The following is a 25,476-nucleotide window of genomic DNA, read 5'->3' on the forward strand; positions in this document are numbered from 1 at the left end:
AGTGGCCAAGGGCATCGTCATCCGCGAGGCGCATTTCCCCGGCCGCGCACCGATCGAGGCTTACGGCAATGGCGGTTTCCGCTTTGCCGACATGTCGCACCGCGGCTCGCTGCTGTGCCTGCCTTCTGGCATCTATGGCTGGGAGCCGGCCGATCCGCTGGCGCTGACGGCAGCGGATTTCACCAAGCTGTTCAACGAGGCCGACAAGGTCGAGATCCTGCTGGTCGGCAGCGGCAAGGATCTGAGGCCATTGCCGGCGGCGTTGCGTGCTGCGCTGAAGGATGCCGGCATTTCCGCCGATCCGATGTCGACCGGGGCGGCAGTGCGGACCTATAATGTGCTGCTGGCTGAAGACCGCGCCGTGGCCGCAGCACTCATCGCCGTCGACTGACGTGGCCGAAAACACCAAAGCCGTCATGGAGACGGTGCGCGCCGCCGATCATGACCGCTATCTCGCCGCGCTCTACGCGCCCGAAGACAAGCGGGACGCGGTGTTTTCGCTCTATGCCTTCAACGCCGAAATTGCCGGCATACGCGATCGCATCCGCGAAGCGCTGCCGGGTGAAGTCCGGCTGCAATGGTGGCGAGACGTCATCGCCGCCGAAGAGGATCGCGCTAAGGTCGGCCATCCCGTGGCGGACGCGCTGAGGGCGACTATTTCCGCTCACCGCCTGCCCAAGGCCGCTTTCGACAATATGCTCGAAGCGCGCGTCTTCGATCTCTATGACGACCCGATGCCGTCGCGCACCGATCTCGAAGGCTATTGCGGCGAGACTGCCGCCGCGCTCATCCAGCTTGCGGCGATGGTGCTCGATCCGGTCGAAGCACCGCGCTTTGCCGAACTTGCCGGCAGGGCAGGTTGTGCGCAGGCGATGACCGGTCTCCTGCTTCTGCTGCCGCTGCATCGTAAGCGGGGACAGTGCTTCGTTCCGGCCGACATTCTGGCTGCGGCGGGATCGTCGCCGCAAGAGTTCGCTACAGGTGACGGCGGGCCGGGCGCGGAACGCGCCGTTGCCGCGATGATCGCGCTGGCACGCGAGCATCTCTCAGCTTTCGAGCAGGGGGCGTCCGCCCTGCCGATTTCACTGCGTCCGGCGTTTCTGCCGCTGGCGCTGACGGGCGCCTATCTCGGCAAGATGGACGGCTCCCGCCATTCACCGCTTGATGGCGCGGTGCGGCTTTCGGCCTTGCGCCGGCATTGGCTCTTGTTCCGGCGCGCAACGCGGGGCTGGCCGGTCGCATAAAGGCTGCCGCGTAGCCAACCCGACCGTTATTCCGCAGCTTCCGCCTGCGCCGGCAGCCCGAGCCATTCGCGGCAATCGGCCAGCGCGCGCGATGTCACCGCGTGCCGCTTGGCGACCGTCTTGTCCTTGCCGCGCAGCCGCTTGCCTTCGATCTTTGGCGCGTCCACGGGCGGGAACAGGCCGAAATTGACGTTCATCGGCTGGAAAGAGCGCTTTCCCGGCTCGTCGTCGGAGACAATATGGCCGCCGGTGATGTGGTTGAGCAGCGCGCCGAAAGCGGTGGTCAACGGCGGCAGCGACGGCGCATGGCCAAGCCTTTCGGCGGCGGCGAAACGCCCGGCGAGCAGGCCGATGGCGGCACTCTCGACATAGCCCTCACAGCCGGTGATCTGGCCGGCAAAACGCAAGCCGGGCCGCGACTTCAACTGCAGCGAAGCGTCGAGCAGCGTCGGCGAATTGATGTAGGTGTTGCGGTGCAGGCCGCCGAGGCGGGCGAATTCGGCGTTTTCCAGCCCAGGAATGGTGCGGAAAATGCGCACCTGCTCGGCGTGCTTCAGCTTGGTCTGGAAGCCGACCATGTTGTAGAGCGTGCCCAGTGCGTTGTCCTGGCGAAGCTGGACGACGGCATAGGCCTTTACAGACGGATTGTGTGCATTGGTCAGCCCCATCGGCTTCATCGGCCCGTAACGCAATGTCTCGATGCCACGCTCGGCCATCACCTCGATCGGCAGGCAGCCGTCGAAATAGGGCGTGCCTTCCCATTGCTTGAATTCGGTTTTCTGGCCGTCGACCAGCGCCTGCACGAAGGCAAGGTACTGCTCCTTGTCCATCGGGCAGTTGATGTAATCCTTGCCGGTGCCGCCGGGGCCGACCTTGTCGTAGCGCGACTGGAACCAGCAGATATCCATGTCGATCGTGTCGAAATGGACGATCGGCGCGATGGCGTCGAAGAAGGCGAGCGCGTCGGCACCGGTTGCTTCCGCGATCGACTGGGCGAGCGAAGGGGCGGTCAGCGGGCCGGTGGCGACGATCGCCTGGTCCCAGTCCGCCGGCGGCAGGCCAGGCACTTCCTCGCGCCGGATGGTGATGAGTGGGTGCGCTTCGAGCTTTCTGGTGACCGCTTCGGAAAATCCGTCGCGGTCGACGGCCAGCGCACCGCCGGCCGGCACCTGGTGCGCGTCGCCGGCGCTCATGATCAGCGAACCGGCGAGCCGCATTTCGGCATGCAGCAGGCCGACGGCATTGGCTTGCGCATCGTCGGAGCGGAAGGAATTGGAACAGACGAGCTCGGCCAGCCCGTCGGTCTTGTGCGCATCGGTGCCGCGGACGGGACGCATTTCATGCAGGATAACCGGAATGCCGGCTTCGGCCGCCTGCCAAGCAGCTTCGGAGCCGGCGAGACCGCCACCGATGACGTGAATGGGATTTGTGTTCATGAGCGCCGAAATAATCCCTTGGCGCGGCGATTGCAATTACACGAATCAGCCGCGCTGTTGCCGCCACGCGCTGCAATCGTCTACTATTGCGAATGGGTGGGAGTCTCGGGGTCTTTGCCAGAGCGACATTTCTGACAGTCGTGATCGCCGTGGGCGGATCAGCAGCGGCCGGCGAACCGGCCGCGACGGCTTCCAAGCGGATCCCCATATGCCATGGTTACGGTTGCAACTATCGCACGACGCTGGCGCTTGGCCCCAGTGACGGTGCGCGTTTCCGCTCTATCCTGCGTGCGGGCGCGGGTTCGCCCCAGGCCGAGCGCTCCGCTATTTCGAAGGCCGTCCGCTATTTCGAACAGCGCATTTTCCAGGCCATCGGCGTCCGCGACCAGCCGCAGTCGAAATTCGGTGCATCGCGCGTCAGGGGCCAGATGGATTGTGTCGACGAATCGACCAATACGCATGCGTTGCTGGTCTATCTTGCCGAGCGAAAACTGCTCAGGTTTCATAAGGTCGAGGACAAGGCCTCGCGAGGCCTGTTTGTCGACGGGCGCTATCCGCATTGGACGGCGGTGATCAGCGACCGCGGCGGTACAGAATGGGTGGTGGATTCCTGGTATGCGCCGATGGGCGGCGCGCCGGATATTTTTCCGCTGAGCCAGTGGAAGAAGCGAGGCGTGCTGAAGAGCGGCGCGCTGGACTGACGACGGGGACGTCCCGCCAAAAACGGCTCCCAGGGCGTTTCGAGCCTGAAAACAACAACACCCGCCGGGGGAGGAGGTCCTGCGGGTGTCGTTTTGTTGGCCGATCCTCGGGAGGAGGTGAAGATCGACCGTATTCGTCATCGCCGGGGAGGAGGTCGGCTTTGACGAAATTCCTTTCGCCATTTGAAAGGGCGCGAAACCCTTCTTAGAAACAACGCCCGCCGGGGGAGGAGGTCCGGCGGGCGCCGTTTTTGTGGTCAACCCTCGGGAGGAGGTGAAGGCTGACCGTATCCGTCAGGGTCGGGGAGGAGGTCGACCCTGGCGAAATTCTGCTGGTTAGATCGCCCTGCGAGCGACCATCTTGATCTCGTCGCGGACGATGCCGAGATCATTGAGCTGGCGGTTTGACAGGCGACCCAGCTCGGTAACCGTCTCGCGGTAGACGCGCCAGTTACGATAGTTGCGGATCAGGTTCATTGTCGTTCTCTTTCAAAACTGGTTCGGGCCATTTGCGGTCCGAAAGGATTAGACCGCCTTGCGGGCGACGTAGTGGATGTCGCCGCGGCTGATGCCTAGGTCGGTCAGTTCACGGGTGCTCAGGCGGCTCAGCTCAGAAACGGTGTCCCGGTAGCGGCGCCAGTTGCGATAGTTGCGGATCAGGTTCATGGTATTCTCGTTTCGTCTTTCTTTCGGATCATTCCGTCTTTGTGTGCACCGTGAAGATAAGAGGGGTCATATCGATTTAAAAGCGCTATTGGTGCATGGCAGCAATGCAAATTGTGCATTGCAGCATTAACGCGCGTCCAGTTTTCTGCCCAGATCGGAAAATGCCGTTAGGTCAAACGCTTGGGCGGACGAGCTAAAAGGGCTAAACAAAGGGGGAGGGGCATGGCGAGCTATTCGTCACGGGTCAGGTTGGATATCGCACGATGGCAGCAGGCCGGCCTGATCGACGCGCCGACAGCCGACGTGCTGACGCGCGACGTCGAGGCCAACGAACGCAAATCGCTGAGCTTCGGCTCGATCCTGGCGATGATGGCGGCACTGTTGTTCGGCGCGGCCATCCTGATCTTCATCGCCGCCAACTGGGAAGTCATCCCGCGGCTGGTACGGGTCGCAGCACTCTTTGCCGTTATCCTTGCCGGCTATGTCGGCGGCGCGGTGCTGAAAATGCGTGACCATGCGGCGATCGGCGAAGCGCTGTGGATCGTCGCGGCAGCAGCGTTCGGCGGATCGATCGCGCTGATCGGCCAGATGTACCATTTGTCTGGCGACGAGGCCTCCGCCATGGTCACCTGGGGCGCCGGCACGGCGCTGGCGGCGGTGGCGCTGCGCTCGAACCCGCTGACCGTCGCTGCCGTCGGCATCGCCGATGCCTGGCTGTTCCTGAAAGGCTTCGAGTATCGCGCGGAATTCCCGCATCTCTTCGTCGTCATGGCGCTGGTGCTGTTTGCCGTTTCGTTCTGGACGCGCAGCCAGGCGGCGCGCCACCTGATCATCCTGTCGGTGCTGTTCTATCTCGTGCTCCTGGTGACGCGGTACGACACGCTGCAAGTCGCTATCCCGCTCGTTGTCGCGTCGGTGCTGCTTTTTATCGCTGCGATCTTTGCTGCCGGGCCGGTCGACAGGATCTTGCAACTGGGTGGCAGGCTGCCCCTGCACGCGCTGATCGGCTTTCTCACCGGACTGGCGATGATCCAGTTCGAACTGGCGGATGAAAGCAGCTACAGCAGCGGCTTCGCCATTGCCTCGGCTGTTGCGCTGGCCGGCATCGTCGCGGCGATCGTGCTGGGCGGCCGCGAGAGCCGAGGACTGCGCTGGGTTGCCTATGCGGGCTTCGCCTTCGAACTCGCCATCATCTATGTGGTGATGCTGCAATCAATGCTCGACACGGCAGGCTTCTTCCTTGCGGCGGCGGTGCTTCTCGCCGTTCTTGCTTTCATTATCATCCGCATAGAAAAGCGCATGAACGCTCCGGATATGACAGGTGCAGCAGCATGATGACCGGCAAAAGACTGATCATCTCGGCGCTGGTCCTGGCGCTCGTCCAGATCGGCTTTCTGAGTTGGATCATCGCCGGACGCGCGGCGATCCTGCGCGACGGCAAGCAAGTCCTGCTCAGGGTTGAGCCGATCGATCCGCGCGATCTCTTGCGTGGTGACTACATTCTGCTCGGCTACGACATTTCGCGCATACCGGTGAAGCTGATCGGCAACATTCCAGCCGGCAAGCTGGCGAGTGACGACACGCCGATCGTGGTCAGGCTGAAGCCGGGCGCCGACGGCTATTGGGGTCCGACCGCGGCTTGGTTCGGGCAAGCGCCGGTGCCGGCAGCATCCGGTGAAGCCGATATCGTCGGACACGTCTCCGAGGGCTCGGATCTCAGCGCAGCCACGACGATCGCGCCGGATTACGGCATCGAGCGCTTCTATTTGCCGGAAGGCGCGGGGATGGCGATCCAGAACGACATGCGGGTGCGGCCGTTCGGCATCCGCGTCGCGATCGCGGCCAACGGCACGGCGCAGATCAAGGCGCTGGTGGACGGCGACAAGACGCTGTTCGAGGAGCCGCTCTACTGAAGCGTGGAAGAATCTAGGTGTCGGCGCTCGGGGGATCGAAATGGTGCGCCATAGTGGCGCCTGTCCTCCTCCGCCAAGGCTTCGGAGGGCACTCCTTCGTCTAACGAGCTTCGAGCGGCCTGCCACCCGAAGCTCGAAGAGCGAAGGGTGGTGCGGATGAAGGGACTCGAACCCCCACGCCTTTCGGCACTGGAACCTAAATCCAGGGCGTCTACCAATTCCGCCACATCCGCATTGCCCGGCCAATCCCATGTAGCCATCATTCTGTCAATGTCAGAGCCCACATCGGCATCATTGGCCGGAATGCAAAGATGGTTGAAAATCAGCGTCGCCTGTGACAAAAGGCGTGTCGAATGTGACGGGACGCGACGATCCGCTTCTGCAGAATGTGATAAGAAGTAGGAAAAACAAAGACTTATTCACATTTTGGAGCGTATTTCTGGAGGATTTGTGCCGCGTTGGGCGGACAAATCGCCAAGTCCCGCACCAAAAGCCATTCCCGGCAAGATCATACCGGCAGGCTGTGAACGGCAGGGGCCGTTTGACGGCCTCATTGGTGGAAACAAAGGTTTTATGATGCAGGTCACCGAAACGCTCAACTCCGGTCTCAAGCGCGAGATCAAGATCACCGTGCCGGCCGGTGACATGGAAGCCAAGCTGATGGCGCGGCTTTCCGACGCCAGGAACAAGGTCCGCATCAACGGCTTCCGCCCCGGCAAGGTGCCGGTGCAGCATCTGCGCAAAGTCTATGGCAAATCGTTCATGGCCGAAGTGGTCAACGAGATCCTCAACGACTCGACCCGTTCGATCATCACCGGGCGCGGCGAAAAGGCTGCCATGCAGCCCGAAGTGATCATGACCGAGGACGAGAAGGAAGCCGAGAAGATCCTGGCCGGCGGCGCAGATTTCGAGTTCCGCCTGAACTATGAGGTCATTCCGCCGATCGAGATCAAGGATTTCTCCGACATCAAGGTGACGCGTCAGGTATTCGAAGTGCCTGATGAGGAGATCGATGAACAGGTCAAGCGTGTCGCCGAGTCGGCGCGCACTTATGAGCCGAAGACCGGCAAGGCCGCCGAGGGCGACCGCGTGACCCTCGATTATGTCGGCAAGATCGACGGCGAAGCCTTCGGCGGCGGCGCCGGCACCGATCAGCCGCTGGTGCTCGGCTCGAAGGAATTCATCCCTGGCTTCGAGGACCAGCTGGTCGGCAGCAAGGCCGGCGACGAGAAGCAGGTCACGGTTACCTTCCCGGAAAACTACCAGGCGGCGCATCTGGCCGGCAAGGAAGCCACTTTCGACGTGACCGTCAAGGAAGTGTCGAAGCCCGGCGAACTTGAGATCAACGACGAGATGGCCAAAAACCTCGGCCTGGAGTCGCTGGAGCGCCTGCGCGAGGTGGTGCGCGGTCAGATCGAAAATCAGTTCGGCTCGATGACGCGCCAGAAGGTCAAGCGCCAGTTGCTCGACCAACTCGACGCCGCCTACTCGTTCGAGGCGCCGTCCAAGCTCGTCGAGGCCGAATTCAACAACATCTGGAACCAGGTCAACCGCGATCTCGAAGCCGCCGGGCGCACCTTTGCGGACGAAGAGACGACGGAAGAGGAAGCGCGTGCCGAATATATGCGGCTTGCCGAGCGCCGCGTGCGTCTCGGCCTGGTTCTCGCCGAAATCGGCGAGAAGGCCGGCGTCACGGTGACGGACGAGGAATTGCAGCGCGGCCTGTTCGAGCAGGTGCGTCGCTATCCGGCCAACCAGCAGCAGGAAGCCTTCGAATTCTATCGCAACAATCCCGAGGCGCTGAATACGTTGCGCGCGCCGATGTTCGAAGAGAAGGTGGTCGACCATCTGCTTGGCCAGATCTCGGTCACCGACGTCAAGGTCAGCAAGGAAGAGCTGCTGGCCGACGACGAGGATACGGAGACGACCAAGGCCAAGCCGGCGAAGAAGGCGGCTGCGAAAAAAGCCGACACCAAGAAGGCCGACGACGACGCTGAAGAGCCCAAGAAGAAGGCTGCGCCGAAGAAGAAGGCCGCCAAGGAGGCTGAATAACGTCCCTGCTGAATTCCAAAAGGCCGCCTTCTCGAGGCGGCCTTTTTCGTTGTGGCGCGGGCGCAACGGATTTCACGCATCTGGCGGTCGAGGTGGCGATACGAAGCTTTGATGATTATCTGCGCTGGGTTGCGGATCGCAGCGGTTGTTGGAGGCATCGTTGAGACAGTTCTTCGGTATCGGAAGCGTGGTCGCGGCGGCGTTCCTGCTTGCGTCGGTCTACGGCATCGCCCAGGCTGACACGGTTCTCGACAACTGGCGGTTCGACAAGACCAGCGACGGTCTTGTCACCGCCTCGCTTTACGCTACCAACAAGCTCATCACCGGCGGCGGCGCATTGAGCTACAGCCCGGTATTGACGATTGCCTGCCGGACCGCCGGCGAACCGCGTTGGAGCGAATGGCTGCAGCTGAGCGATACTGTTTCCGCCAGCCGAACCATCGCCATGTCGGTGACTGTCGACCAATCCGGCAAGCTCAACGAAAGCTGGTCGGTCGGCCCGCGCAGCAGGATGCTGGTGCGCGACGGTGCCGACGGCATCAGGCGACTGATTTCCGCGGACCGGCTGCTGCTGTCCTGGCGGTTCGGGCTGCTGTCGGGGCGCGGCAAAGCCGAGTTTGACCTCGCCGGAGTTGAAGAGGCGGTCGGCCGGATCGCCACCACCTGCAACACCAAATTGCCTTGAGCAGATTGTCCGCATGAAACCTTTGCATGGCCGAACTCTACCTGCCGGCCGGGTTCCGTGGTATGTAGGTGCCGCAACTCCAGGCAGTGGATATCCGTTCTGCCATTCAAGAGCGCATGCCAGCGGACTAGATGTCGGCCTGTGCAGGTCAGCCAGGGCAAATTGGCGATCAGGGAGGAAATGCCATGCGTGCCATTGTGTTTTTTATCATCATGTCGGTCGCGACCGTCATCGCCGGCCCCTCGTGGGCTCAGGATGCCGCGGCGGGTGAGAAGGTCTTCGCCAAATGCAAGGTCTGCCACGTCGCGGACAAGGATCAGAACAAGGTCGGTCCGTCGTTGAACGGCGTCATCGGCCGAACGGCCGGCACGCATCCGGGGTTCAGCTATTCCAAGGCGATGACCGAGGCCGGCAAGTCCGGCGTCAAATGGGATGAGGCCACGCTGACGAGCTACCTTCGCGATCCCAAGGCGATGGTCAAAGGAACGAAGATGGCGTTTCCCGGCCTCAAGAAAGACGAGGACATCGTCAATGTCATTGCCTATCTGAAGCAATTCTCCAAATAACGCGGCTCTTCCGCCGGATCTTGGTATCGCAAACAGGTCGAGGCATAGCCTCGGCCGCAATCTGCCGGCAGTGTCGGTGGGGAGGGCGGCTTGTTGCAAAAAAGACATTGGCCGGCTAGGCTGCCGTTCCCATCGGTGGTCGTCTGAATGTCGACTGAAGAAAGCCGTCTCAAGGATACCGGCATCCGCCTCTCGGAGGCGACGGCGGGTGATTTGCTTGCGCTTTTGAAACCACGGGTCATGGCGCTTGCCGTGTTTACCGCCTTCGTCGGCCTGATGATGGCGCCCGGCGTAATGAATCCAGTTATCGCCGTAATCGCCATCGGCGCAATTGCGGTTGGAGCAGGGGCGGCCGGCGCGCTCAATATGTGGTACGACGCAGACATAGACGCCTTGATGTCTCGCACGTCCAAGCGACCAATTCCGTCAGGCCGCGTCACGCCTGGCGAAGCTCTCGGCTTCGGCTTGGTGCTTTCCGCACTGTCGGTCATGACGCTCGGCGTGCTGGTGGGATGGCTTGCCGCATCGCTGTTGGCGTTCACCATCTTTTTCTATGTCGTTATCTACACGATGTGGCTGAAACGCTCGACGCCACAGAATATCGTCATAGGCGGCGCGGCAGGCGCCCTTCCTCCGGTGATCGGGTGGGCGGCTGCAACCGGCGCAATCGGCATCGAAAGTGTCATTCTGTTTCTGATCATTTTCCTCTGGACGCCGCCTCATTTCTGGGCGCTGGCCCTTTTCAAGGTCGGCGACTATGCCGCGGCGGGCATCCCGATGATGCCGAATGTGGCCGGCCAGCACTCGACCAGAAAACAAATCTTCGCCTATTCGCTGGTCTTGGCGCCAATCGGCGTGCTTCCTTGGGCCTTCGGCTTCGCCAGCGGATACTACGGCACTGCTTCAGCAGCGTTGGGCGCAGGGTTCATTTGGCACGCCTGGAAGGTCCTCGTCGCCGACAAGGAGATGAAGCCGGCAAAGGCGTTGTTTGCGTATTCGATTGTCTATCTTTTCGCGATCTTCGCGGCGCTGCTTGCCGACACCATTGTAATGCGAGTGGTCGCGTCAGCCGGCTATTGAGCCCGGCTAAAAACATCACGTTGGCAGAGCACAAAATCCCAGCAACAGCAGAATAACGATGCCAAGGCCGAGTATGAGAACTGTCCTTCCATCCATGACCTTCACCTTCGTCTAGAAGAGCATATCGAAGAAAGGTGTCCAGAGCTAGTCGGGCTACCCGGGACCTCTTACCCCCGGGGGCCTTCGTACAAAGCGCGACAAGTCCCCCGCATGAGAGTATATTGATCATGGTGCAGGTCGCGGTTTGCGTGGCCAATCACGCAGAACGGCAGCACCGTAAAACGCGACCTTACCGGACCCGGTCTGGAGGAATGGTCATGGCAAGTTTTCACGTGATAGCAGGCGCCAACGAGACGCTGGAACACACCAGAATTCGAAAAATCGGTGTCTCCGATCTTTTTGATGCGCTCAGGCGTGGCGTCGATGATTTCATGGTCAAGCCGTCGCACATCGTTTTTCTCTGCCTGATCTACCCGCTTGCGGGGGTCGTGCTTGCCGTCTGGACATCAGGCAACAACACGCTGCCATTGTTGTTTCCGCTTGTGTCCGGCTTTGCGCTAATTGGTCCGTTCGCGGCGATCGGCCTCTATGAGATCAGCCGGCGACGGGAAGCCGGGCTCGATGCCTCGTGGAGGCACGCCTTTGAGGTCAGAAGTTCTCCGGCGCTGCCGGCTATTGCGGCGGTCGGCATCATGCTGCTTGCGATATTCATCGCCTGGCTTTTGACGGCCCAGATATTTTACCAGACCGTGTTCGGCCCGGCGCCGCCGCAATCGCTGTCCAGCTTCATCAGTGATATATTCGCCACGGGACGCGGCTGGACACTCATCATCCTGGGTCACGCCATCGGCTTTGTGTTCGCCGCGGTTGTGTTGTGCACCACGGTCGTCGCATTCCCGTTGTTGCTCGACCGCGATGTCGGCGCCTACGAAGCCATCCACACCTCGGTGCGCGTTGTCCTGGCCAACCCGATCGTGATGGCAGTGTGGGGCCTTATTGTCGCCGTCGCCTTGATCATCGGCTCGCTGCCAGTGTTCGCCGGGTTGGCGGTCGTGCTGCCGATCCTTGGTCATGCCACCTGGCATGTCTATCGGAAAGTTGTCGAATCGCCGCCGGCTACCAGACCGTGAGCTGAAAAACCTGTCCTCCGCACCGAGCGCCGGTGCGGGGAGGGTGGGGCAGAGCTTTCAATAGGCGGGGTGGCTGAAACGGGCCTGGCGCGCGTCTTTTGTCAGGTCGCGGAAATCCTTGCCGCTCACATGCACCAGCGTCCTATGGTCACCGCCCTCGAAATAGATTTCGGGAGCGTCGCCGAGGCTTTCATCGAGGACCACCGGCACATCATAGGCAGCGCCGATCGGCGGCACAGCGCCGACATCGCAATCGCCGAACAACGAGACCACCTCGTCTTCGGAGGCAAGTCCAAGAGGCTTGTCCATAACATCCTGCAATGTCGCGAGTTCTATCCTGTGCGTGCTTGGAACCACGGCCAGCGCGTAGCCACGGTCGTGGTGAACGACCACCGATTTGGCCATTATGCTGCCAGGCACATGTGCCGCAATGGCGGATTGTCTGCTTGTCGCCGTGCGGTGATGCTCGACGGTGTCGTAGGAAATGCCTTTCTTATCGATGAAGTCCTTCAGTCTGTTTGCGATGGTCATCTTGGGCGCCCCTTGCTGGTGTTCGCGACGCATGTGGAAACGCCGGCATCGCCTGTCGTTTCCGATACCAACAGAAATGGTCCAGCCGTAGATTGTTTCAAGGCGAAGGCTCCAGAACAGGACGGCCTGGATCCGGATTGCATGTCAGGGCCCGGCCCCGAAAAACGCCATTCGGGTGAGAAGGGTGTAGTCCGCTTCGAAGACCATCAGCGTCACGAATACCAGCACCAGCACCGGCGGCAGGATGATTGCATATGTCAGCGCCAGCCGTTCCCAGGCCATGTGCATGAAGATGGCGACGATCAGCCCTGCCTTGAGGATCATGAAGATCAGGATCAGCGACCATCTGAGATAGCCGTGGAGCCCGAAATAGTCGACCAGATAGGAGCAGGTGCTGAGGATGAACAGCCACGCCCAGACCACCAGGTAGAGCTTGATCGGGTGCTCCTGATGAACCTCCGTAGGGGTAACGCTGGTCGCCGTCGCATCATGCGTACGGGCGCTGTCGAGCGTGTGTTGTCCAAGGCCATTTGCGGTTGCTTCAGCCATGTCCTGCCTCTCACCAAAGATAGAAAAATGCGAAAATGAACACCCAGACCAGGTCGACGAAATGCCAGTAGAGCCCCATGATTTCGACGTTTTCGTAGCGGCCCCTCCGGCTGGTGAAGAAGCCGGGCCGTCCGACGTCGTAGTCCCCGCGCCAGACCTTTCGCGCCACGATGATCAGGAAAATCACCCCGATCGACACATGTGTGCCGTGGAAGCCGGTGATCATGAAAAAGGATGCGCCGAACTGTGCAGCGCCCCACGGATTGCCCCAAGGCCGCACGCCCTCGGTGATCAGCTTGGTCCATTCGAAGGCTTGCATGCCGACGAAGGTCGCGCCGAGTGCCGCGGTCAAAAGCATCAGGACTGCCGTCTTGCGGCGGTCGCGGCGGTAGCCGAAATTCACCGCCATGGCCATCGTTCCGCTGCTCGAGATCAGGACGAAGGTCATGATGGCGATAAGGATCAATGGAATGTCGGAGCCGCCGATGCGCAGGGCAAAGACCTCGCTCGGATTGGGCCACGGCACGCGTGTGGAGATACGGTCGGTCATGTAGGAGAGCAGGAAGCAGCCGAAGATGAACGTGTCGCTGAGCAGGAAGATCCACATCATGGCCTTGCCCCAAGACACGTTTTTGAACGCCCGCTGATCCGAGGACCAGTCGGCGGCGATGCCTTGCCAGCCTGCGGGCCGCGGCCCCGTTCGGCCGATGTGGGTCAGTGTCGTCTCAGCCATCCGCCCGTTCCTCCTAGGTCAGCAACCCTCGGCAAATGTCGATTAAAGTCGAAGCCCAGCCGGCCAGAAGAGCGAAGATGGCGAGCCAGACGAAAAGCAGGAAATGCCAGTACATGGCGCACAGCTCGACGCTCAGGCGAAGCCGCTGCGGCCGCGCACCGTTCCAGGCACCGACGGTCGTTCTGCCCAGGCCGACCAGCCCTCCCAGTATATGCAGCCCATGCATTCCCGTTAGCAGGTAGAAGAAGCTGTTGGCCGGATTGGACGCCAGAAAATAGCCATCCGCGCTCAGTTCCCGCCATGCCATAAGCTGTCCAACCAGGAAGGCGAGCGCCGTGAGTCCAGCGGTGGCGAGACCGAGCCTGACCATGTCCACTTGACCCTTGCGCGCCGCGAGCGAAGCGCACTGCATGGCAATGCTGCTCAAGACCAGTACGCCGGTATTAAGCCAGAGCAGAGGCGGGATGGGCAGCGGCTGCCAATCCGACAGCGCCATGCGCATGAAGTAAGCACTGGTGAACAGCGCGAACAGGCAGCCGACGACGGCAAGGAAGACGCCGAGACCGATCTTTGCGGTCGGCAGCGCCGATCGGTCCAGGGCGACAAAATCCCCGACCAAACCTTGCTCGAGCCACGGCCTCGTCATTAGCCGCTGATGCGAGAGCCACCACCCAGCAATGCCGGCGATCACGAGCAGGAAAACCAGAATGACGCTCATGCCGGCTCCCTGGAAGGTCCGAAGGAGCCCGGAACGTTTTGCGGTATGAAGTCCTCCTTGGCGCCCGGTACGCTGTAGTCATAGGCCCAGCGATAGACGATCGGCAGATCCTTGCCGAAATTGCCATGGCCCGGCGGTGTTTCGGCCGTCTGCCACTCGAGCGTCGTTGCCCGCCACGGATTGCCACCAGCCTCACGGCCATGGCGGATGCTCCAGATGAGATTGAACAGAAACACAATCTGGGCAAAACCGACGATAAAAGCCATGATGCTGATAAACGAGTTGAGGTGGTGGGCCGATTCCGTCATCACCGTCATATCGGTCAATTCGTTGTAGCGCCGCGGCACGCCCATCAAGCCGAGATAGTGCATGGGAAAGAAGATCAGATAGGCGCCAAGGAAGGTGACCCAGAAATGGAACCGGCCCAGCGTCTCGTTCAGCATCCGACCGGTGACCTTCGGATACCAGTGATAGATCGCGCCGAAGATTACGATGATCGGGGCGACCCCCATGACCATATGGAAATGGGCGACGACGAACATCGTGTCCGACAGCGGAACGTCGACGACGACATTGCCGAGGAATAGCCCAGTCAACCCGCCATTGACGAAGGTGACGATGAAGGCCAGGGCAAAAAGCATCGGTATGGTGAGGTGGATGTCGCCACGCCACAGCGTCAGCACCCAGTTGTAGACCTTGATGGCTGTTGGAACCGCGATGATCAATGTCGTGGTGGCGAAGAAAAAGCCGAAATAGGGATGCATGCCGCTGACATACATGTGGTGCGCCCAGACCACGAAGCTCAGTGCGCCAATGCCGACGATGGCCCAGACCATCATGCGGTAGCCGAAGATGTTCTTGCGCGCATGGGTGCTGATCAGGTCGGAGACGATGCCGAAGGCCGGAAGCGCCACGATGTAGACCTCGGGGTGGCCGAAGAACCAGAACAGATGCTGGAACAGGATCGGGCTGCCGCCGCCATGCTGCAATTGTTCGCCCATCTCGACGATCGCCGGCATGAAGAAGCTGGTGCCGAGCGCCCGGTCGAGCAGCATCATCACGCAGGCGACGAACAGTGCCGGGAAGGCGAGCAGCGCCATGACGGTGGCGGTGAAAATACCCCAGACGGTGAGCGGAAGGCGCATCAGTGTCATGCCGCGCGTGCGGCCCTGTAGCACCGTCACGACATAGTTCAAGCCGCCCATGGTGAAGCCGATGATGAACAGGATCAGCGAGACGAGCATCAGGATGATGCCCCAGTCCTGGCCGCCTGGCGTACCGGTCATGATCGCCTGCGGCGGATAGAGCGTCCAGCCGGCACCTGTCGGTCCGCCGGGGGCAAAGAAGCTCGACACGAGGACCAGCACGGCCAGGAGATAGATCCAGTAGCTCAGCATGTTGACATAGGGAAAGACCATGTCGCGAGCGCCAACCATCAGCGGGATCAGATAGTTGCCGAAGCCGCCCAGGAAGAGTGCGGTGAGCAGGTAGATCACCATGATCATGCCATGCATGGTGATGAACTGGTAGTAGGCTTCCGGTGTGATGAAGTCGAACGTGCCGGGGAAGCCGAGCTGCAGCCGCATCAGCCAGGACAACACCAGCGCCACCATGCCGATCGCCGTCGCCGTCGCCGAATACTGGATGGCGATGACCTTGGCATCCTGCGAGAAAACGTATTTCGTCCACCAGCTGTGCGGATGGTAAAGTTCCATTTCCGCGACTTCGGCCGGCGGTACCGCATCTGCAGGTGTGATATCGACCATAGGAACACCTCCGTGCCCTTTTCGGCCATGCCCGACAGTTCGGGCCTGCCGCAATCTTTTCAATGCCGACGGCGCGCCGTCGTTCCGGCGTCTACTCTGCCGAGCCCATCTGTTGGGGCGCGGACAGCTGCGCAAAAGTCTGCTGCTGGCCAAGCCACGCCAGATAATCTTCCTGCGTATCGACCATGACCACGCCATGCATCATCGGATGCCCTTGGCCGCAGAGTTCGGCACACAGGACCTGGAAGGTTCCGGTCTTGGTCGGAGTGAACCAGAAATAGGTGACTGAGCCCGGGATCATGTCCATCTTGGCGCGGAATTCCGGCACGTAGAAATCGTGCAGCACATCGATCGAGCGGAGCAGCATCTTGACCGGTTTGCCAACCGGCAGATGCAGGTCGGCCGCTTCGACCACGACGTCGTCCTGGCCGTTGGCATCAGCGGCGATGACGCCGAGCGGATTTTCAGCGTTGACGTCGCGAGTGTCGGATGTGCCGAGCTTGCCGTCCTTGCCGGGCAGGCGGAAACTCCATTGCCATTGCTGGCCGACGACTTCGACCTCGGTTGCGTCGCTTGGGACGTTGACGAAGCGGCTCCAGACGAACAGGCCGGGAACCAGCAAAGCCGTGACACCGACGGCAGTGACGACCGTCAGCCAGGATTCGAGCCGCCTGTTCTCAGGTTCATATGCCGCCTGATTGCCTTCCCGATGGCGGAAGCGGAAGACGCAATAGGCCATGAAAAGAACCACGGCGGCGAAGACGACGCCGGTGATCCAGAAAGTTATGATGATGGTGTTGTCGATATAGTCCCAGTTCGAGGCAATCGGCGTCCACCACCATGGGCTCAGGAAGTGGAACAACACCGAGCCCACGACTATCAGAACGAGTACAAGCGCAACGGCCATGTCCCGGTTCCTCCCGGTATTCCAAGCGGCGCAAAGCCGTCCCGGGAAATACCAAGTGCATCATAACTTGATTTGCGATGAAAATTCTAGAGCCGGCTGTGGGAAGGGCAAAAATACCATTTCTCGGTGCTGGCGGTCCTTCGGTTCGGCGGTGATCAGCGGTAGCGCGCGGCAAACATCGTCAGCGTCGAGTAAACGGCAATGGTGAGCATGCCGAATGTGCCCGGCAGAATCACCGGAACGGCGATCGTCGGGATCGTCGCGCGCAGGGTTCGATCCCCTGCTCGACCGACAGCTCGACGAAGGGAGTGGAGCCCCTTTATTGGCCGGCAGATGTCACCCGCCAAACTGTGTTGCCGACGTCGTCGGCGATGAGCAGGGCCCCGGTTTTGTCGACGGCCAGGCCGACAGGCCGGCCGCGCGCCTTGTTGTCCTTGTCCAGGAAGTCAGTCACCACGTCCTGTGCGGCGCCACTCGGATGGCCGCCGCTGAATGGTACGAACACCACCTTGTAGCCATTGAAGCGCGTGCGGTTCCAGCTCCCGTGCTCGCCAACGAAGGCGCCGCCGCGATATGCGTCGGGAAGGGAGGTTGCCGTGTAGAAGGCCAATCCCAGAGGGGCGACGTGGGAGCTCAGCGCATAATCCGGAACGATCGCTTTAGCGACCAGGTCCGGACGCTGGGGCATGACTCGGGGATCGAGATGCTGGCCGTAATAGCTGTATGGCCACCCGTAGAAGCCGCCGTCCTTTACCGACGTCAGATAATCCGGCACGAGATTGGGGCCGAGCTCGTCGCGCTCATTGATCACGGCCCAGAGCGCCCCGGTCTGCGGCTCCCAGCTCAGGCCGTTCGGATTGCGCAAACCGCTGGCGAAAATGCGCGACCTGCCGGTAGCCCTGTCCACCTGCCAGATCGCGGCGCGGTCCTTCTCCGCCTCGATGCCGTTCTCGGCCACGTTGCTGTTCGAGCCGATGCCGACATAGAGCAGCGAGCCGTCCGGGCTTGCCACCAGGCTCTTCGTCCAATGGTGGTCGATCGGGCCGCCGGGCAGGGCGGTGAGCGGCGTTCCGGGCGCGGTGATCTTGGTGTCGCCGGTGGTGTAGGGATAGCGAACAATGGAATCAGTGTTGGCGACGTAGAGATCGCTTCCCACCAGCGCCACGCCGAAGGGCGAGCTCAGGTGGTCGAGGAAGACGCTGGTCAGCTCGGGCTTGCCATCTCCGTCGGCGTCGCGCAGCAAGGTGATGCGGTTGCTTGGGCCGCTGTCGCCGCCCGAGGTGACCCACGATTCGATCCAGCCCATCACCAAATCCTTGGGCCGTTTGATCGGTTCGCCGCCCGGCGCCTTGGACTCGATCACCAGGACGTCGCCATTGGGCAGCACATAAAGCGAGCGCGGATGCTGCAAGCCGTTGGCAAAAGCCTGGATCTGGAGCCCCTGCGCAGCGGTCGGCCTTTCGTCGTTCTTCCACCCGACCACGGAAGCGAGATGCATGGGCGGGAAGAAATATTGGATCGGCTCGGGCAGGTTTGGATTCGGCCCTATCTGACTGCCGGGATCCGGGTCGTTGCCGCTGCACGCTGCGAGGGTGATCACCGCAGTGCAAGTAAGGATGGACGCCGCGATGCGCCCGGCCTGTCTGATGGAGCTTGCTACGCGCATCAATCCGCCACTCCGACGTGATGCCGGTACACCATGGACCAGCCCAGCCAACCAGTGAAGATGAGGATGAGCACGACAACCGCCGAGAGGATCAAGCCGGTGGGAACGATGGAGGTCCATGCATCGCGGGTGTGCACGAGCATGTTGATCACGGACAACACCAGCGCCAGCAGATTACCGAGCACGTGCGGCCAGGCAGGGGGCTGTGCCCTTATCAGCGGATTAGCCAGAAAATCGATCAACCCCACGATCGCTGCAAGGCAGCCCATGATCACTCCGACGGTAACCAGCCAAGCGGAGAAGTCCGCCCACATCATCTCCGCCGTTCGCCAATAGGCCAGATCCGTCAGCAGGGTGCCGACGAAGCAGGCGATCGGAAACGGCACTAGCATCGGATGAATGGGATGTCCCGCAATCCTGGCCGTCGAACGCGGATTGTCACCGACCATAATGCGCAATCCTTCTCAGTTCTCGTCCAACAACCCCCAATACGGCCTCCGGCAGCTGTTGCCGAGAGGCCGGCAGACGACACATCGATCCGTCAGGCCCAAAAAAGGGCGCTGGCTGGCTGCGCCTGCTAGGCGGCGGACTGGGTCGGAGGGTTCTGGTACATCATCCAGAGCTCGATCGCGGCCAGGACGGCGACCAGAATGCCGATCACGACATGCACGGTCATCGCCGTGGTCGCCTGGAATCCAAGCACCCAGGGCGATACGAGAACCCACAGTCCGACGACAAGGTTCACCCACTCTTCCCACACGGCAAATGCCGCGAGGGCGGCAATCGAAAGCACGACAATCAAGATTCCGCTGCCGAGGGCGTTCTGCGTCTGCGGGCCTGCCGCAAAGGCGAAGATCCAGGGAGAGAAGAACAGAATTGCCCCAAGGATCAGGTTGGCTACGTCACAGAGCCTGGCGTTTGTCCACTGGTTCATGGCATCCTCCATTGGGAGCGTTTGTGGCTCCCGAGTTCGGCAAGGTGGTGCCTGAGTCCGGCGAGATGCGCCCGAAGCCGCTCACTCCGTGTTACGGCAGTGCCCTTGCCCGGCCGGAGTTTCCGCATCTGGCGGTACTCCAGCCAAATCCGGCTATCTAACTGAATTCCGGGCTTTATGTTCCATTCGGCACCGGCACGCCTGGATCACTTGATGGTGATCGAGCGATCCAAAGCCGCAGTGGGCTTGGTCAGCGGCGACGTGCCAGCGGCGCGGACAGGCTCATTCTTTTCTCGATCCGGTGAAAACATTGGTCGTGGATCGCAGTTCTTGAGACGAGACGCTCTTGCTCGTCTTGATTGCCGCCGAAGCTTGTTTAAGAGACGACCGGTCCGGATTGACGCGCGATACTTTCGCTGCAAAGGTGTTTTAACGACTTGTTTACCATGCGTCAGTCAGGGTTGGGGGGAAATTGGAACCGTTTCTGGGGGCGAACCGCCTTAATTGGGATGATCGGGCCGAACTGCACTCGACCGACACAACGGGCAGCTACCACATCGAGAATGTGCTGGCAGGCGGATCCAATCTCTATGAATTGGAAACGCGCGAGGTCGGCGATATTGCCGGCAAGGATATCGTCCACCTGCAGTGTCACATCGGGCTTGACACGATCAGCCTGAAGAATCTCGGCGCAGGCAGCGTGACCGGCCTCGACTTTTCACCGACAGCGATCGCGGCGGCGCGGGATTTCGCTGCGAAGGCAGGCACCGACGTACGTTTCGTGGAAGCGCCCCTGTTCGAGGCCGTCGAAGCGCTCGGCCGGACCTTTGACATCGCTTACGTTACCTGGGGTTCGGTAAACTGGCTGGACGACGTGTTCCGCTGGGCGCGGGTGGTTGCCAGTCTCCTGCGACCCGGCGGCCGGCTCTACATGGCCGAGGGCCATCCATTGATGTTTCAGTGCGATCGAAAGGCCGCGGCCCTGGAGTTGAAGCACGACTGGCGAACGCCGATAGCTCGGCCGCTCGCCTGGAACGAGGAACTGACCTACACCGGCGACAATCGTATCTTGAAGCATCCTCGCTATTATGAGTGGATCCATCCGATCAGTGACGTGGTGAACGCGCTGATTTCAGCTGGTCTGACGCTCGATTTTCTCAATGAGCATGACACGGTTTCGTGGCAGCACTTTTCATTTGCAGTGCGGGCCGGCAAGGATATGTACGGCCTGCCAGAGAACTCTCCCAAGATACCGATGGCCTATTCCATTGGCGCGACGAAGCGGAGCGTCGGCAAGATACCATATCTTGTGTCTCACAAGTCGATTGAGGGCCACTAGCCCAAGGTCAACGCTCTTGACGTACTCGGGTCGGAGCATCGAGGTGTGCAATGGCGCTCGTGTCTGCGGTCTTCCGAGCAAGGCTGATCTCGTTTCATGTTGGTCCGCTTCATGCAGCCTGCCTTCAACATCGCGCGGGCGGTGGTGTCGATGTCGACATAACAGCCGGCGTCAGCCATCGGAAAATGCGAAATTTTTCAGGAGTGTGAAGGTCAAATTAAACATTGAACGCTAATATTCCTCATCGGGTCGACCCGAGAACCTGAAATGGCAATTGAGGAATCGCCTATTGGCTTTTTTCCGCGCTAGGTTCGGCGGCATTAAGGAGGCCGTCTTTTCGTCGGCAAATATTCCGGCGGCGATCGCGTTTGTCGTCATCCTTATCAGCGCAGCGTTCGCGGAGCACCAGAACAAGATCGTCTCGGACCAGGCCGTCCGTGCGGACGTGCTGACCAAGGTCAACCTCATCCGCGCCAAGCTCGAAGGCAATATCAACGGAAACCTTCAACTCGTGCATGGACTGGTCGCTGCGGTCGTAACCGAGCCCTATATGGGACAGCAACGCTTCGCTTCGCTGGCGAGTAATCTGTTTGGCGCGAACTCGCAATTGAACAATATTGCCGGCGCGCCCGATCTGGTCGTTTCCCTGATGTACCCGATGGAGGGTAACGAGCAGGCGATGGGCCTCGATTACCGCAAGAACGAGCGGCAGCGTGCGGCTGCGCTAAGGGCGCGAGACGAACGCAAGCTGGTGCTTGCCGGTCCCGTCGATCTGAAGCAGGGAGGACAAGGCTTTATCGGTCGCTTTCCGGTTTTCGTGCGGAGCGCGGGCAATACGGAAAGGTTCTGGGGCATCATTTCCGCCGTTGTCGACGTGCAGCGTCTCTATCGGGCGAGCGGGCTGCTTGACGACGATCTCGGGATTGACATAGCGCTGATCGGCAGGGACGCTCTCGGCCAAAATGGAGACCAATTCTACGGCAATGAGCGGATCGGCAAAAGCGATCCGGTGACGGCCGACGTTTTGCTCCCGTCCGGTTCGTGGCAGATCGCGGCCATTCCCAAAAATGGCTGGCCTTCGACGCCAAGTAACGCATGGTTATTGCGCGCGATCATGGCGACGGCCGGGGCCTTGGTTGTGTTCCCCTTCCTGGTCACAGGTCGCCTGATCGGCGAAAGACAGCGCAATTATGCGGAATTGCGTCGATTGTCACGACGCCTGGAACTCGCTCTGGAAGCCTCGGCTATTGGGGTTTGGGAACACGATCTCGCGACCAACGAGCTTACGTGGGATGATCGCGTAAATGAAATATATGGCAAATCAACCGGGGAGCACCGGGGCTACATAGACTGGGCGGGTGCAATCCACCCAGATGATTTGGCTACCGCCAACGCAGATTTCGACAGCGCGGTGGCCAGCGGACGACCCTATTTGTCGGAGTACCGGATTGTGCGTCCGGATGGCGAGGTCCGTCATGTCCGGTCCAAGGCGATCGTTTACCGGGTCGCAAACAACACTCCAAAAATGATAGGCGCGGAATGGGACGTTACAGCCGATGTCCTGCTGAACCAGGATCTGGTTCGAGCAAAACAGCTGTCCGAGTCGAAAAATGCAGAACTCGAGTCGGCCAAAGCGCGCATAGAGCACATCGCGCTTCATGACTCGTTGACCGGCTTGCCCAACCGGCGTTACCTCGACCAGGTACTGGAAGATTACGCGGCAAACGCCAGGCGCTCAGGCGGGCATGCGGCACTGCTTCACATCGATCTGGATCGGTTCAAGCACATCAATGATACGCTGGGCCACGCCGCCGGTGACGCAATGTTGGTTCACGCGTCAACAGTCCTCAGATCGAAGGTCGGCGACGAGGGATTCGTCGCCCGCATCGGGGGAGACGAATTCATCGTTCTGTGCGTGGTGCGCGACGATACCAAGCAACTGGCGCTGCTCGCTGACCGCGTCATCAGCCAGATGCGCGAACCGGTCTACTACCAGGGCCATCGATGCCGTTTTGGTGTCAGCGTGGGAATCGCAGTCGACAACGGAAAAAATATCGAAGCCAAACACCTGCTGGTAAACGCCGATATCGCGCTTTACCGAGCAAAGAGGCGTGGGCGCAATCGATACGAATTCTTCACCGACGCGATGCAAAGCGAAATCGTCGATACAAAGCGGATTGCCGACGAAATTCTCGGCGGCCTCGAGCGCAACGAGTTCATCCCCTTCTACCAGCCCCAATTTGACGCAAAGACGCTCGAAATCGTGGGGGTTGAGGCGCTGGCGAGGTGGAGACATCCAGAAAAGGGTATTTTGGCGCCCGATGTCTTCCTGAGAATTGCGGAAGAACTGAATGTGGTCTCGATCATCGACCAAGCCATATTGAAGCAGTCGCTTTTGGACTTCAAAGAATGGTCCGCTGCGGGACTCCACATTCCGCGGGTATCGGTCAATGTTTCGGCGCGACGCCTTCAAGATGAGGAGCTCATCAAGAGCTTGCGAGAACAAAATATCGAAAAAGGGACAGTTTCATTCGAGCTTGTTGAGTCAATTTTCCTGGACGAGAACGACGACCTTGTCACCTGGAATATCGAGCAGATAAAAGAACTCGGGATTGACATCGAAATAGACGATTTTGGTACTGGTTACGCTTCGATAGTCAGTTTGCTCAAGTTGCAGCCTCGCCGGCTAAAGATAGATCGGCAGCTGGTCACCCCAATCGTCAAATCGCCGCAAAGAAGGCAGGTTGTCTCGTCAATCATTGACATCGGCAAGTCCTTGGGTATCGAGGTCGTGGCGGAAGGTGTCGAGACGATGCAGCACGCACGGATACTCAAAGGCCTGGGCTGCGACATGTTGCAGGGTTATGCCTTCGGCTACGCGCTCGATTCCGACGGACTAAAGGCCTTTGTTCGATCCCGGCGGCTGCGCACAGCCAGCTGAGCGCCAGTCCCCGCATTTACCGGCGCGATCGGCGTTGAGCGTCGCATCAATATGCGCGTGGCAGGCCAGGCCGGTAACAATAAGCCTCAAATAAGCAGCAGGCCCTTCATGCTGGAGTGGCCTTTCCTGCCGATGATGATGTGATCGTGAACGGCAATGCCAAGCGGTTTGGCCGTCTCGATGATCAGCTTGGTCATCTCGATGTCGGCGCGCGACGGCGTCGGATCGCCCGATGGATGGTTGTGAGCCAGAATAATCGCCGTCGCCGAGAGCTCCAAGGCGCGCCTGACCACCTCGCGCGGATAGACCGGCGTGTGGTCAACGGTGCCGACCTGCTGCACTTCGTCGGCGATCAGCGCGTTCTTCTTGTCGAGGAACAGGATGCGGAACTGCTCGCGCTCCTCGAAGGCCATGACCGACCGGCAGTATTCGAGAACCTGCGTCCAGGTTGACAAAAGCTCGCGGCCGGCGATCTCGCCGCGCGCCATGCGCTGCGCCGTTGCAGCAACCACCTTCAGGTCGAGCGCCACCGCCGGGCCGATGCCCTTCACCTCCTGCAGCCGCTCGACAGGCGCGCCGAGCACTTCGGCCAACGTGCCGAAGCGCGCCAGCAATGCCTTGGCGACCGGCTTGGTGTCGGCGCGCGGGATCAGCCGAAACAACAAAAGCTCGAGCAGTTCGTAGTCGGGGAGGGTGTTGGGACCGGCGGCGAAGCGCTCGCGCAAGCGGTCGCGATGGCCGAGATAATGCGGCTTGTCGGCGGCCACCGCCTTCGCGGGCGATCGCACCGGCCTTTCGGGAAAGAAGGTCCGCTCGTCGTCGTCGCCGTTCATGGCTGCCCCACCCAGCATTTGCCGGGCACGGTAACGCCCGATCTGCCAGACACTAGGCCCGCAGGCCGGGGCGGTCGAGGTTTTTTGGCGACAGCGTGAAGATCTCGCAGCCGGTTTCGGTGACGCCGATCGTGTGCTCGTACTGCGCCGACAGCGAACGGTCGCGCGTCACCGCGGTCCAGCCGTCCGACAGCACTTTCACATGCGGCCGGCCGAGATTGATCATCGGCTCGACGGTGAAGATCATGCCCGGCCGCATCTCGACGCCTTCGCTGGCGCTGCCGTAATGCAGGATATTCGGCGCGTCGTGAAACAGCCGGCCAACCCCGTGGCCGCAGAAATCGCGCACCACCGAGCAACGCTCGGCTTCGGCATAGGTCTGGATGGCGGCGCCGATGGCGCCGGTTCGGGCGCCCGGCTTGATTGCCGCGATGCCGCGCATCAGGCACTCATACGTGACTTCCAGCAGCCGCTCCGCGGCACGCTTGATCGTACCCACCGGATACATGCGCGAGGAGTCGCCATGCCAGCCGTCGAGGATATAGGTGACGTCGATATTGACGATGTCGCCATCCTTCAACGGCTTGCTGTCGGGTATGCCGTGACAGACGACGTGGTTGATCGAGGTGCAGGATGATTTCGTGTAGCCACGGTAGTTGAGCGTCGCCGGAAGCGCGCCATGGTCCATCCCGAACTCGAAGACGAAGCGATCGATCGCTTCGGTGGTGACGCCGGGCGCCACAATCGGTACCAGTTCGTCGAGGCAGCGCGCGGTGAGATCGCAAGCCTTGCGCATGCCGATAAAGCCTTCCTCGTCGTAAAGACGGATCTGGCCGGTGTTTCTGAGCGGTGCCGTGGCGGCGTCGAGATAGGTGACCATTTTTATCCGTCTTGCAGGGATGCGAGGCCTGGCTGAGCCCCGCGAGAGAAATTCCCCCAGATTTGGCACTGGAAAGCGCAAGGTTCAAGGACGAACTGCCTACGGAGGCCGAAGACCGGCGATATTCACGCCCAGGGGCATTCTCCTTGCCTGCAGCGGCCCGTGCTTCCGCCGGGTTCATTTGGCTACCGCAGTGACGACACATT

At 60.8% G+C, this 25,476-nt stretch carries 26 protein-coding genes and 1 tRNA gene; 12 read left to right on the forward strand and 15 right to left on the reverse strand.

Features of this window, described 5'->3' with window-relative positions:
• Position 1 precedes the first annotated feature (1 nt).
• Both NKH29_RS02380 and NKH29_RS02385 read left to right on the forward strand, forming a co-directional pair.
• Positions 2 to 391 carry an Mth938-like domain-containing protein gene (locus NKH29_RS02380; protein WP_023720178.1) on the forward strand — a complete coding sequence of 130 codons (390 nt, stop codon included), beginning with the start codon at positions 2 to 4 and terminating at the stop codon, positions 389 to 391.
• A 25-nt stretch (positions 392 to 416) separates the two neighbouring features.
• Entirely contained in the window at positions 417 to 1,244 is an 828-nt protein-coding gene (locus NKH29_RS02385) for a phytoene/squalene synthase family protein (RefSeq protein ID WP_502896860.1), read from the forward strand.
• A gap of 26 nt (positions 1,245 to 1,270) precedes the next feature.
• On the opposite strand, the gene trmFO is transcribed toward NKH29_RS02385, so the two are convergent.
• Positions 1,271 to 2,680 (reverse strand): methylenetetrahydrofolate--tRNA-(uracil(54)-C(5))-methyltransferase (FADH(2)-oxidizing) TrmFO, encoded by a 1,410-nt coding sequence (gene trmFO / locus NKH29_RS02390; protein WP_023720176.1) that lies wholly within the window; start codon positions 2,678 to 2,680, stop codon positions 1,271 to 1,273.
• A gap of 149 nt (positions 2,681 to 2,829) precedes the next feature.
• Here trmFO and NKH29_RS02395 point away from each other — a divergent pair, with 149 nt between their 5' ends.
• Positions 2,830 to 3,381: a hypothetical protein gene (locus NKH29_RS02395; RefSeq protein ID WP_245278626.1), complete on the forward strand. Its 552-nt coding sequence runs from the start codon at positions 2,830 to 2,832 to the stop codon at positions 3,379 to 3,381.
• A 336-nt stretch (positions 3,382 to 3,717) separates the two neighbouring features.
• Here the strand turns inward: NKH29_RS02395 and NKH29_RS02400 are convergent, their stop codons facing one another.
• Positions 3,718 to 3,858 carry a DUF1127 domain-containing protein gene (locus NKH29_RS02400; protein ID WP_023678914.1) on the reverse strand — a complete coding sequence of 47 codons (141 nt, stop codon included), beginning with the start codon at positions 3,856 to 3,858 and terminating at the stop codon, positions 3,718 to 3,720.
• A 48-nt stretch (positions 3,859 to 3,906) separates the two neighbouring features.
• Positions 3,907 to 4,047 (reverse strand): DUF1127 domain-containing protein, encoded by a 141-nt coding sequence (locus tag NKH29_RS02405; RefSeq protein ID WP_023720174.1) that lies wholly within the window; start codon positions 4,045 to 4,047, stop codon positions 3,907 to 3,909.
• 222 nt (positions 4,048 to 4,269) lie between these two features.
• Between NKH29_RS02405 and NKH29_RS02410 the strand changes: the two genes are divergently transcribed.
• Together NKH29_RS02410 and NKH29_RS02415 are read left to right on the forward strand one after the other, a co-directional pair.
• Entirely contained in the window at positions 4,270 to 5,382 is a 1,113-nt protein-coding gene (locus NKH29_RS02410; RefSeq protein WP_352998918.1) for a DUF2157 domain-containing protein, read from the forward strand.
• A complete protein-coding gene (locus NKH29_RS02415) occupies positions 5,379 to 5,960 on the forward strand; it encodes a GDYXXLXY domain-containing protein (RefSeq protein ID WP_352998920.1) in 582 nt (193 codons plus the stop codon). The genes NKH29_RS02410 and NKH29_RS02415 overlap by 4 nt, the downstream gene beginning before the upstream one ends.
• A gap of 148 nt (positions 5,961 to 6,108) precedes the next feature.
• Here NKH29_RS02415 and NKH29_RS02420 read toward each other — a convergent pair.
• A tRNA-Leu gene (locus NKH29_RS02420) sits at positions 6,109 to 6,193 on the reverse strand.
• Between the two features lie 343 nt (positions 6,194 to 6,536).
• On the opposite strand from NKH29_RS02420, the gene tig reads away from it, so the two are divergent.
• From tig to NKH29_RS02445, 5 genes are all read left to right on the forward strand, one after another.
• Positions 6,537 to 8,012: a trigger factor gene (tig, locus tag NKH29_RS02425; protein WP_352998978.1), complete on the forward strand. Its 1,476-nt coding sequence runs from the start codon at positions 6,537 to 6,539 to the stop codon at positions 8,010 to 8,012.
• A gap of 160 nt (positions 8,013 to 8,172) precedes the next feature.
• Positions 8,173 to 8,697, forward strand: coding sequence for a hypothetical protein (locus tag NKH29_RS02430; protein WP_352482143.1), 525 nt, complete (start codon positions 8,173 to 8,175; stop codon positions 8,695 to 8,697).
• 212 nt (positions 8,698 to 8,909) lie between these two features.
• Complete coding sequence (locus NKH29_RS02435) at positions 8,910 to 9,263, forward strand: c-type cytochrome (protein ID WP_502896297.1); 354 nt, start codon at positions 8,910 to 8,912, stop codon at positions 9,261 to 9,263.
• Between the two features lie 147 nt (positions 9,264 to 9,410).
• On the forward strand, positions 9,411 to 10,343 hold the full coding sequence (gene cyoE / locus NKH29_RS02440; RefSeq protein ID WP_352998922.1) for a heme o synthase: 933 nt from the start codon (positions 9,411 to 9,413) through the stop codon (positions 10,341 to 10,343).
• Between the two features lie 317 nt (positions 10,344 to 10,660).
• Positions 10,661 to 11,473: a DUF2189 domain-containing protein gene (locus NKH29_RS02445; protein ID WP_352482145.1), complete on the forward strand. Its 813-nt coding sequence runs from the start codon at positions 10,661 to 10,663 to the stop codon at positions 11,471 to 11,473.
• Positions 11,474 to 11,530: 57 nt separating this feature from the next.
• On the opposite strand, the gene NKH29_RS02450 is transcribed toward NKH29_RS02445, so the two are convergent.
• The 9 genes from NKH29_RS02450 to NKH29_RS02490 all read right to left on the reverse strand — a co-directional run bounded on the left by NKH29_RS02450 (position 11,531) and on the right by NKH29_RS02490 (position 19,277).
• Positions 11,531 to 12,004 carry an aminoacyl-tRNA deacylase gene (locus tag NKH29_RS02450; RefSeq protein WP_023720166.1) on the reverse strand — a complete coding sequence of 158 codons (474 nt, stop codon included), beginning with the start codon at positions 12,002 to 12,004 and terminating at the stop codon, positions 11,531 to 11,533.
• 144 nt (positions 12,005 to 12,148) lie between these two features.
• Entirely contained in the window at positions 12,149 to 12,553 is a 405-nt protein-coding gene (locus tag NKH29_RS02455) for a cytochrome C oxidase subunit IV family protein (protein WP_023720165.1), read from the reverse strand.
• A 10-nt stretch (positions 12,554 to 12,563) separates the two neighbouring features.
• Positions 12,564 to 13,286 (reverse strand): heme-copper oxidase subunit III family protein, encoded by a 723-nt coding sequence (locus NKH29_RS02460; protein ID WP_352482147.1) that lies wholly within the window; start codon positions 13,284 to 13,286, stop codon positions 12,564 to 12,566.
• Between the two features lie 13 nt (positions 13,287 to 13,299).
• The gene (locus NKH29_RS02465) at positions 13,300 to 14,004 is read right to left on the reverse strand and encodes a cytochrome c oxidase subunit 3 (protein WP_352482148.1); all 705 of its coding nucleotides are present in this window, start codon (positions 14,002 to 14,004) and stop codon (positions 13,300 to 13,302) included.
• Positions 14,001 to 15,770, reverse strand: a complete 1,770-nt coding sequence (gene ctaD / locus NKH29_RS02470; protein ID WP_023720163.1) for a cytochrome c oxidase subunit I — start codon at positions 15,768 to 15,770, stop codon at positions 14,001 to 14,003. The genes NKH29_RS02465 and ctaD overlap by 4 nt, the downstream gene beginning before the upstream one ends.
• Positions 15,771 to 15,861: 91 nt before the next feature.
• Positions 15,862 to 16,677 carry a cytochrome c oxidase subunit II gene (gene coxB / locus NKH29_RS02475; RefSeq protein ID WP_023720162.1) on the reverse strand — a complete coding sequence of 272 codons (816 nt, stop codon included), beginning with the start codon at positions 16,675 to 16,677 and terminating at the stop codon, positions 15,862 to 15,864.
• Between the two features lie 319 nt (positions 16,678 to 16,996).
• Positions 16,997 to 18,343 (reverse strand): PQQ-dependent sugar dehydrogenase, encoded by a 1,347-nt coding sequence (locus NKH29_RS02480; RefSeq protein WP_352998980.1) that lies wholly within the window; start codon positions 18,341 to 18,343, stop codon positions 16,997 to 16,999.
• The gene (locus tag NKH29_RS02485) at positions 18,343 to 18,792 is read right to left on the reverse strand and encodes a DUF2231 domain-containing protein (RefSeq protein ID WP_023720160.1); all 450 of its coding nucleotides are present in this window, start codon (positions 18,790 to 18,792) and stop codon (positions 18,343 to 18,345) included. Before NKH29_RS02485 ends, NKH29_RS02480 begins: the two co-directional genes overlap by 1 nt.
• A gap of 128 nt (positions 18,793 to 18,920) precedes the next feature.
• On the reverse strand, positions 18,921 to 19,277 hold the full coding sequence (locus tag NKH29_RS02490) for an SPW repeat protein (RefSeq protein ID WP_051409696.1): 357 nt from the start codon (positions 19,275 to 19,277) through the stop codon (positions 18,921 to 18,923).
• 472 nt (positions 19,278 to 19,749) lie between these two features.
• On the opposite strand from NKH29_RS02490, the gene NKH29_RS02495 reads away from it, so the two are divergent.
• Both NKH29_RS02495 and NKH29_RS02500 read left to right on the forward strand, forming a co-directional pair.
• On the forward strand, positions 19,750 to 20,616 hold the full coding sequence (locus tag NKH29_RS02495; protein ID WP_352482151.1) for a class I SAM-dependent methyltransferase: 867 nt from the start codon (positions 19,750 to 19,752) through the stop codon (positions 20,614 to 20,616).
• A 361-nt stretch (positions 20,617 to 20,977) separates the two neighbouring features.
• Complete coding sequence (locus NKH29_RS02500) at positions 20,978 to 23,557, forward strand: bifunctional diguanylate cyclase/phosphodiesterase (RefSeq protein WP_352482301.1); 2,580 nt, start codon at positions 20,978 to 20,980, stop codon at positions 23,555 to 23,557.
• Between the two features lie 86 nt (positions 23,558 to 23,643).
• Here NKH29_RS02500 and radC read toward each other — a convergent pair whose 3' ends face one another.
• Positions 23,644 to 24,390, reverse strand: a complete 747-nt coding sequence (radC, locus tag NKH29_RS02505) for a RadC family protein (protein ID WP_352998923.1) — start codon at positions 24,388 to 24,390, stop codon at positions 23,644 to 23,646.
• Between the two features lie 52 nt (positions 24,391 to 24,442).
• On the reverse strand, positions 24,443 to 25,270 hold the full coding sequence (gene map / locus NKH29_RS02510; RefSeq protein WP_352998925.1) for a type I methionyl aminopeptidase: 828 nt from the start codon (positions 25,268 to 25,270) through the stop codon (positions 24,443 to 24,445).
• Positions 25,271 to 25,476: the final 206 nt, after the last annotated feature.

Origin of the sequence: Mesorhizobium sp. M1295 (genome assembly GCF_040318135.1) — a bacterium.
In the GTDB taxonomy this organism is placed as follows: domain Bacteria; phylum Pseudomonadota; class Alphaproteobacteria; order Rhizobiales; family Rhizobiaceae; genus Mesorhizobium.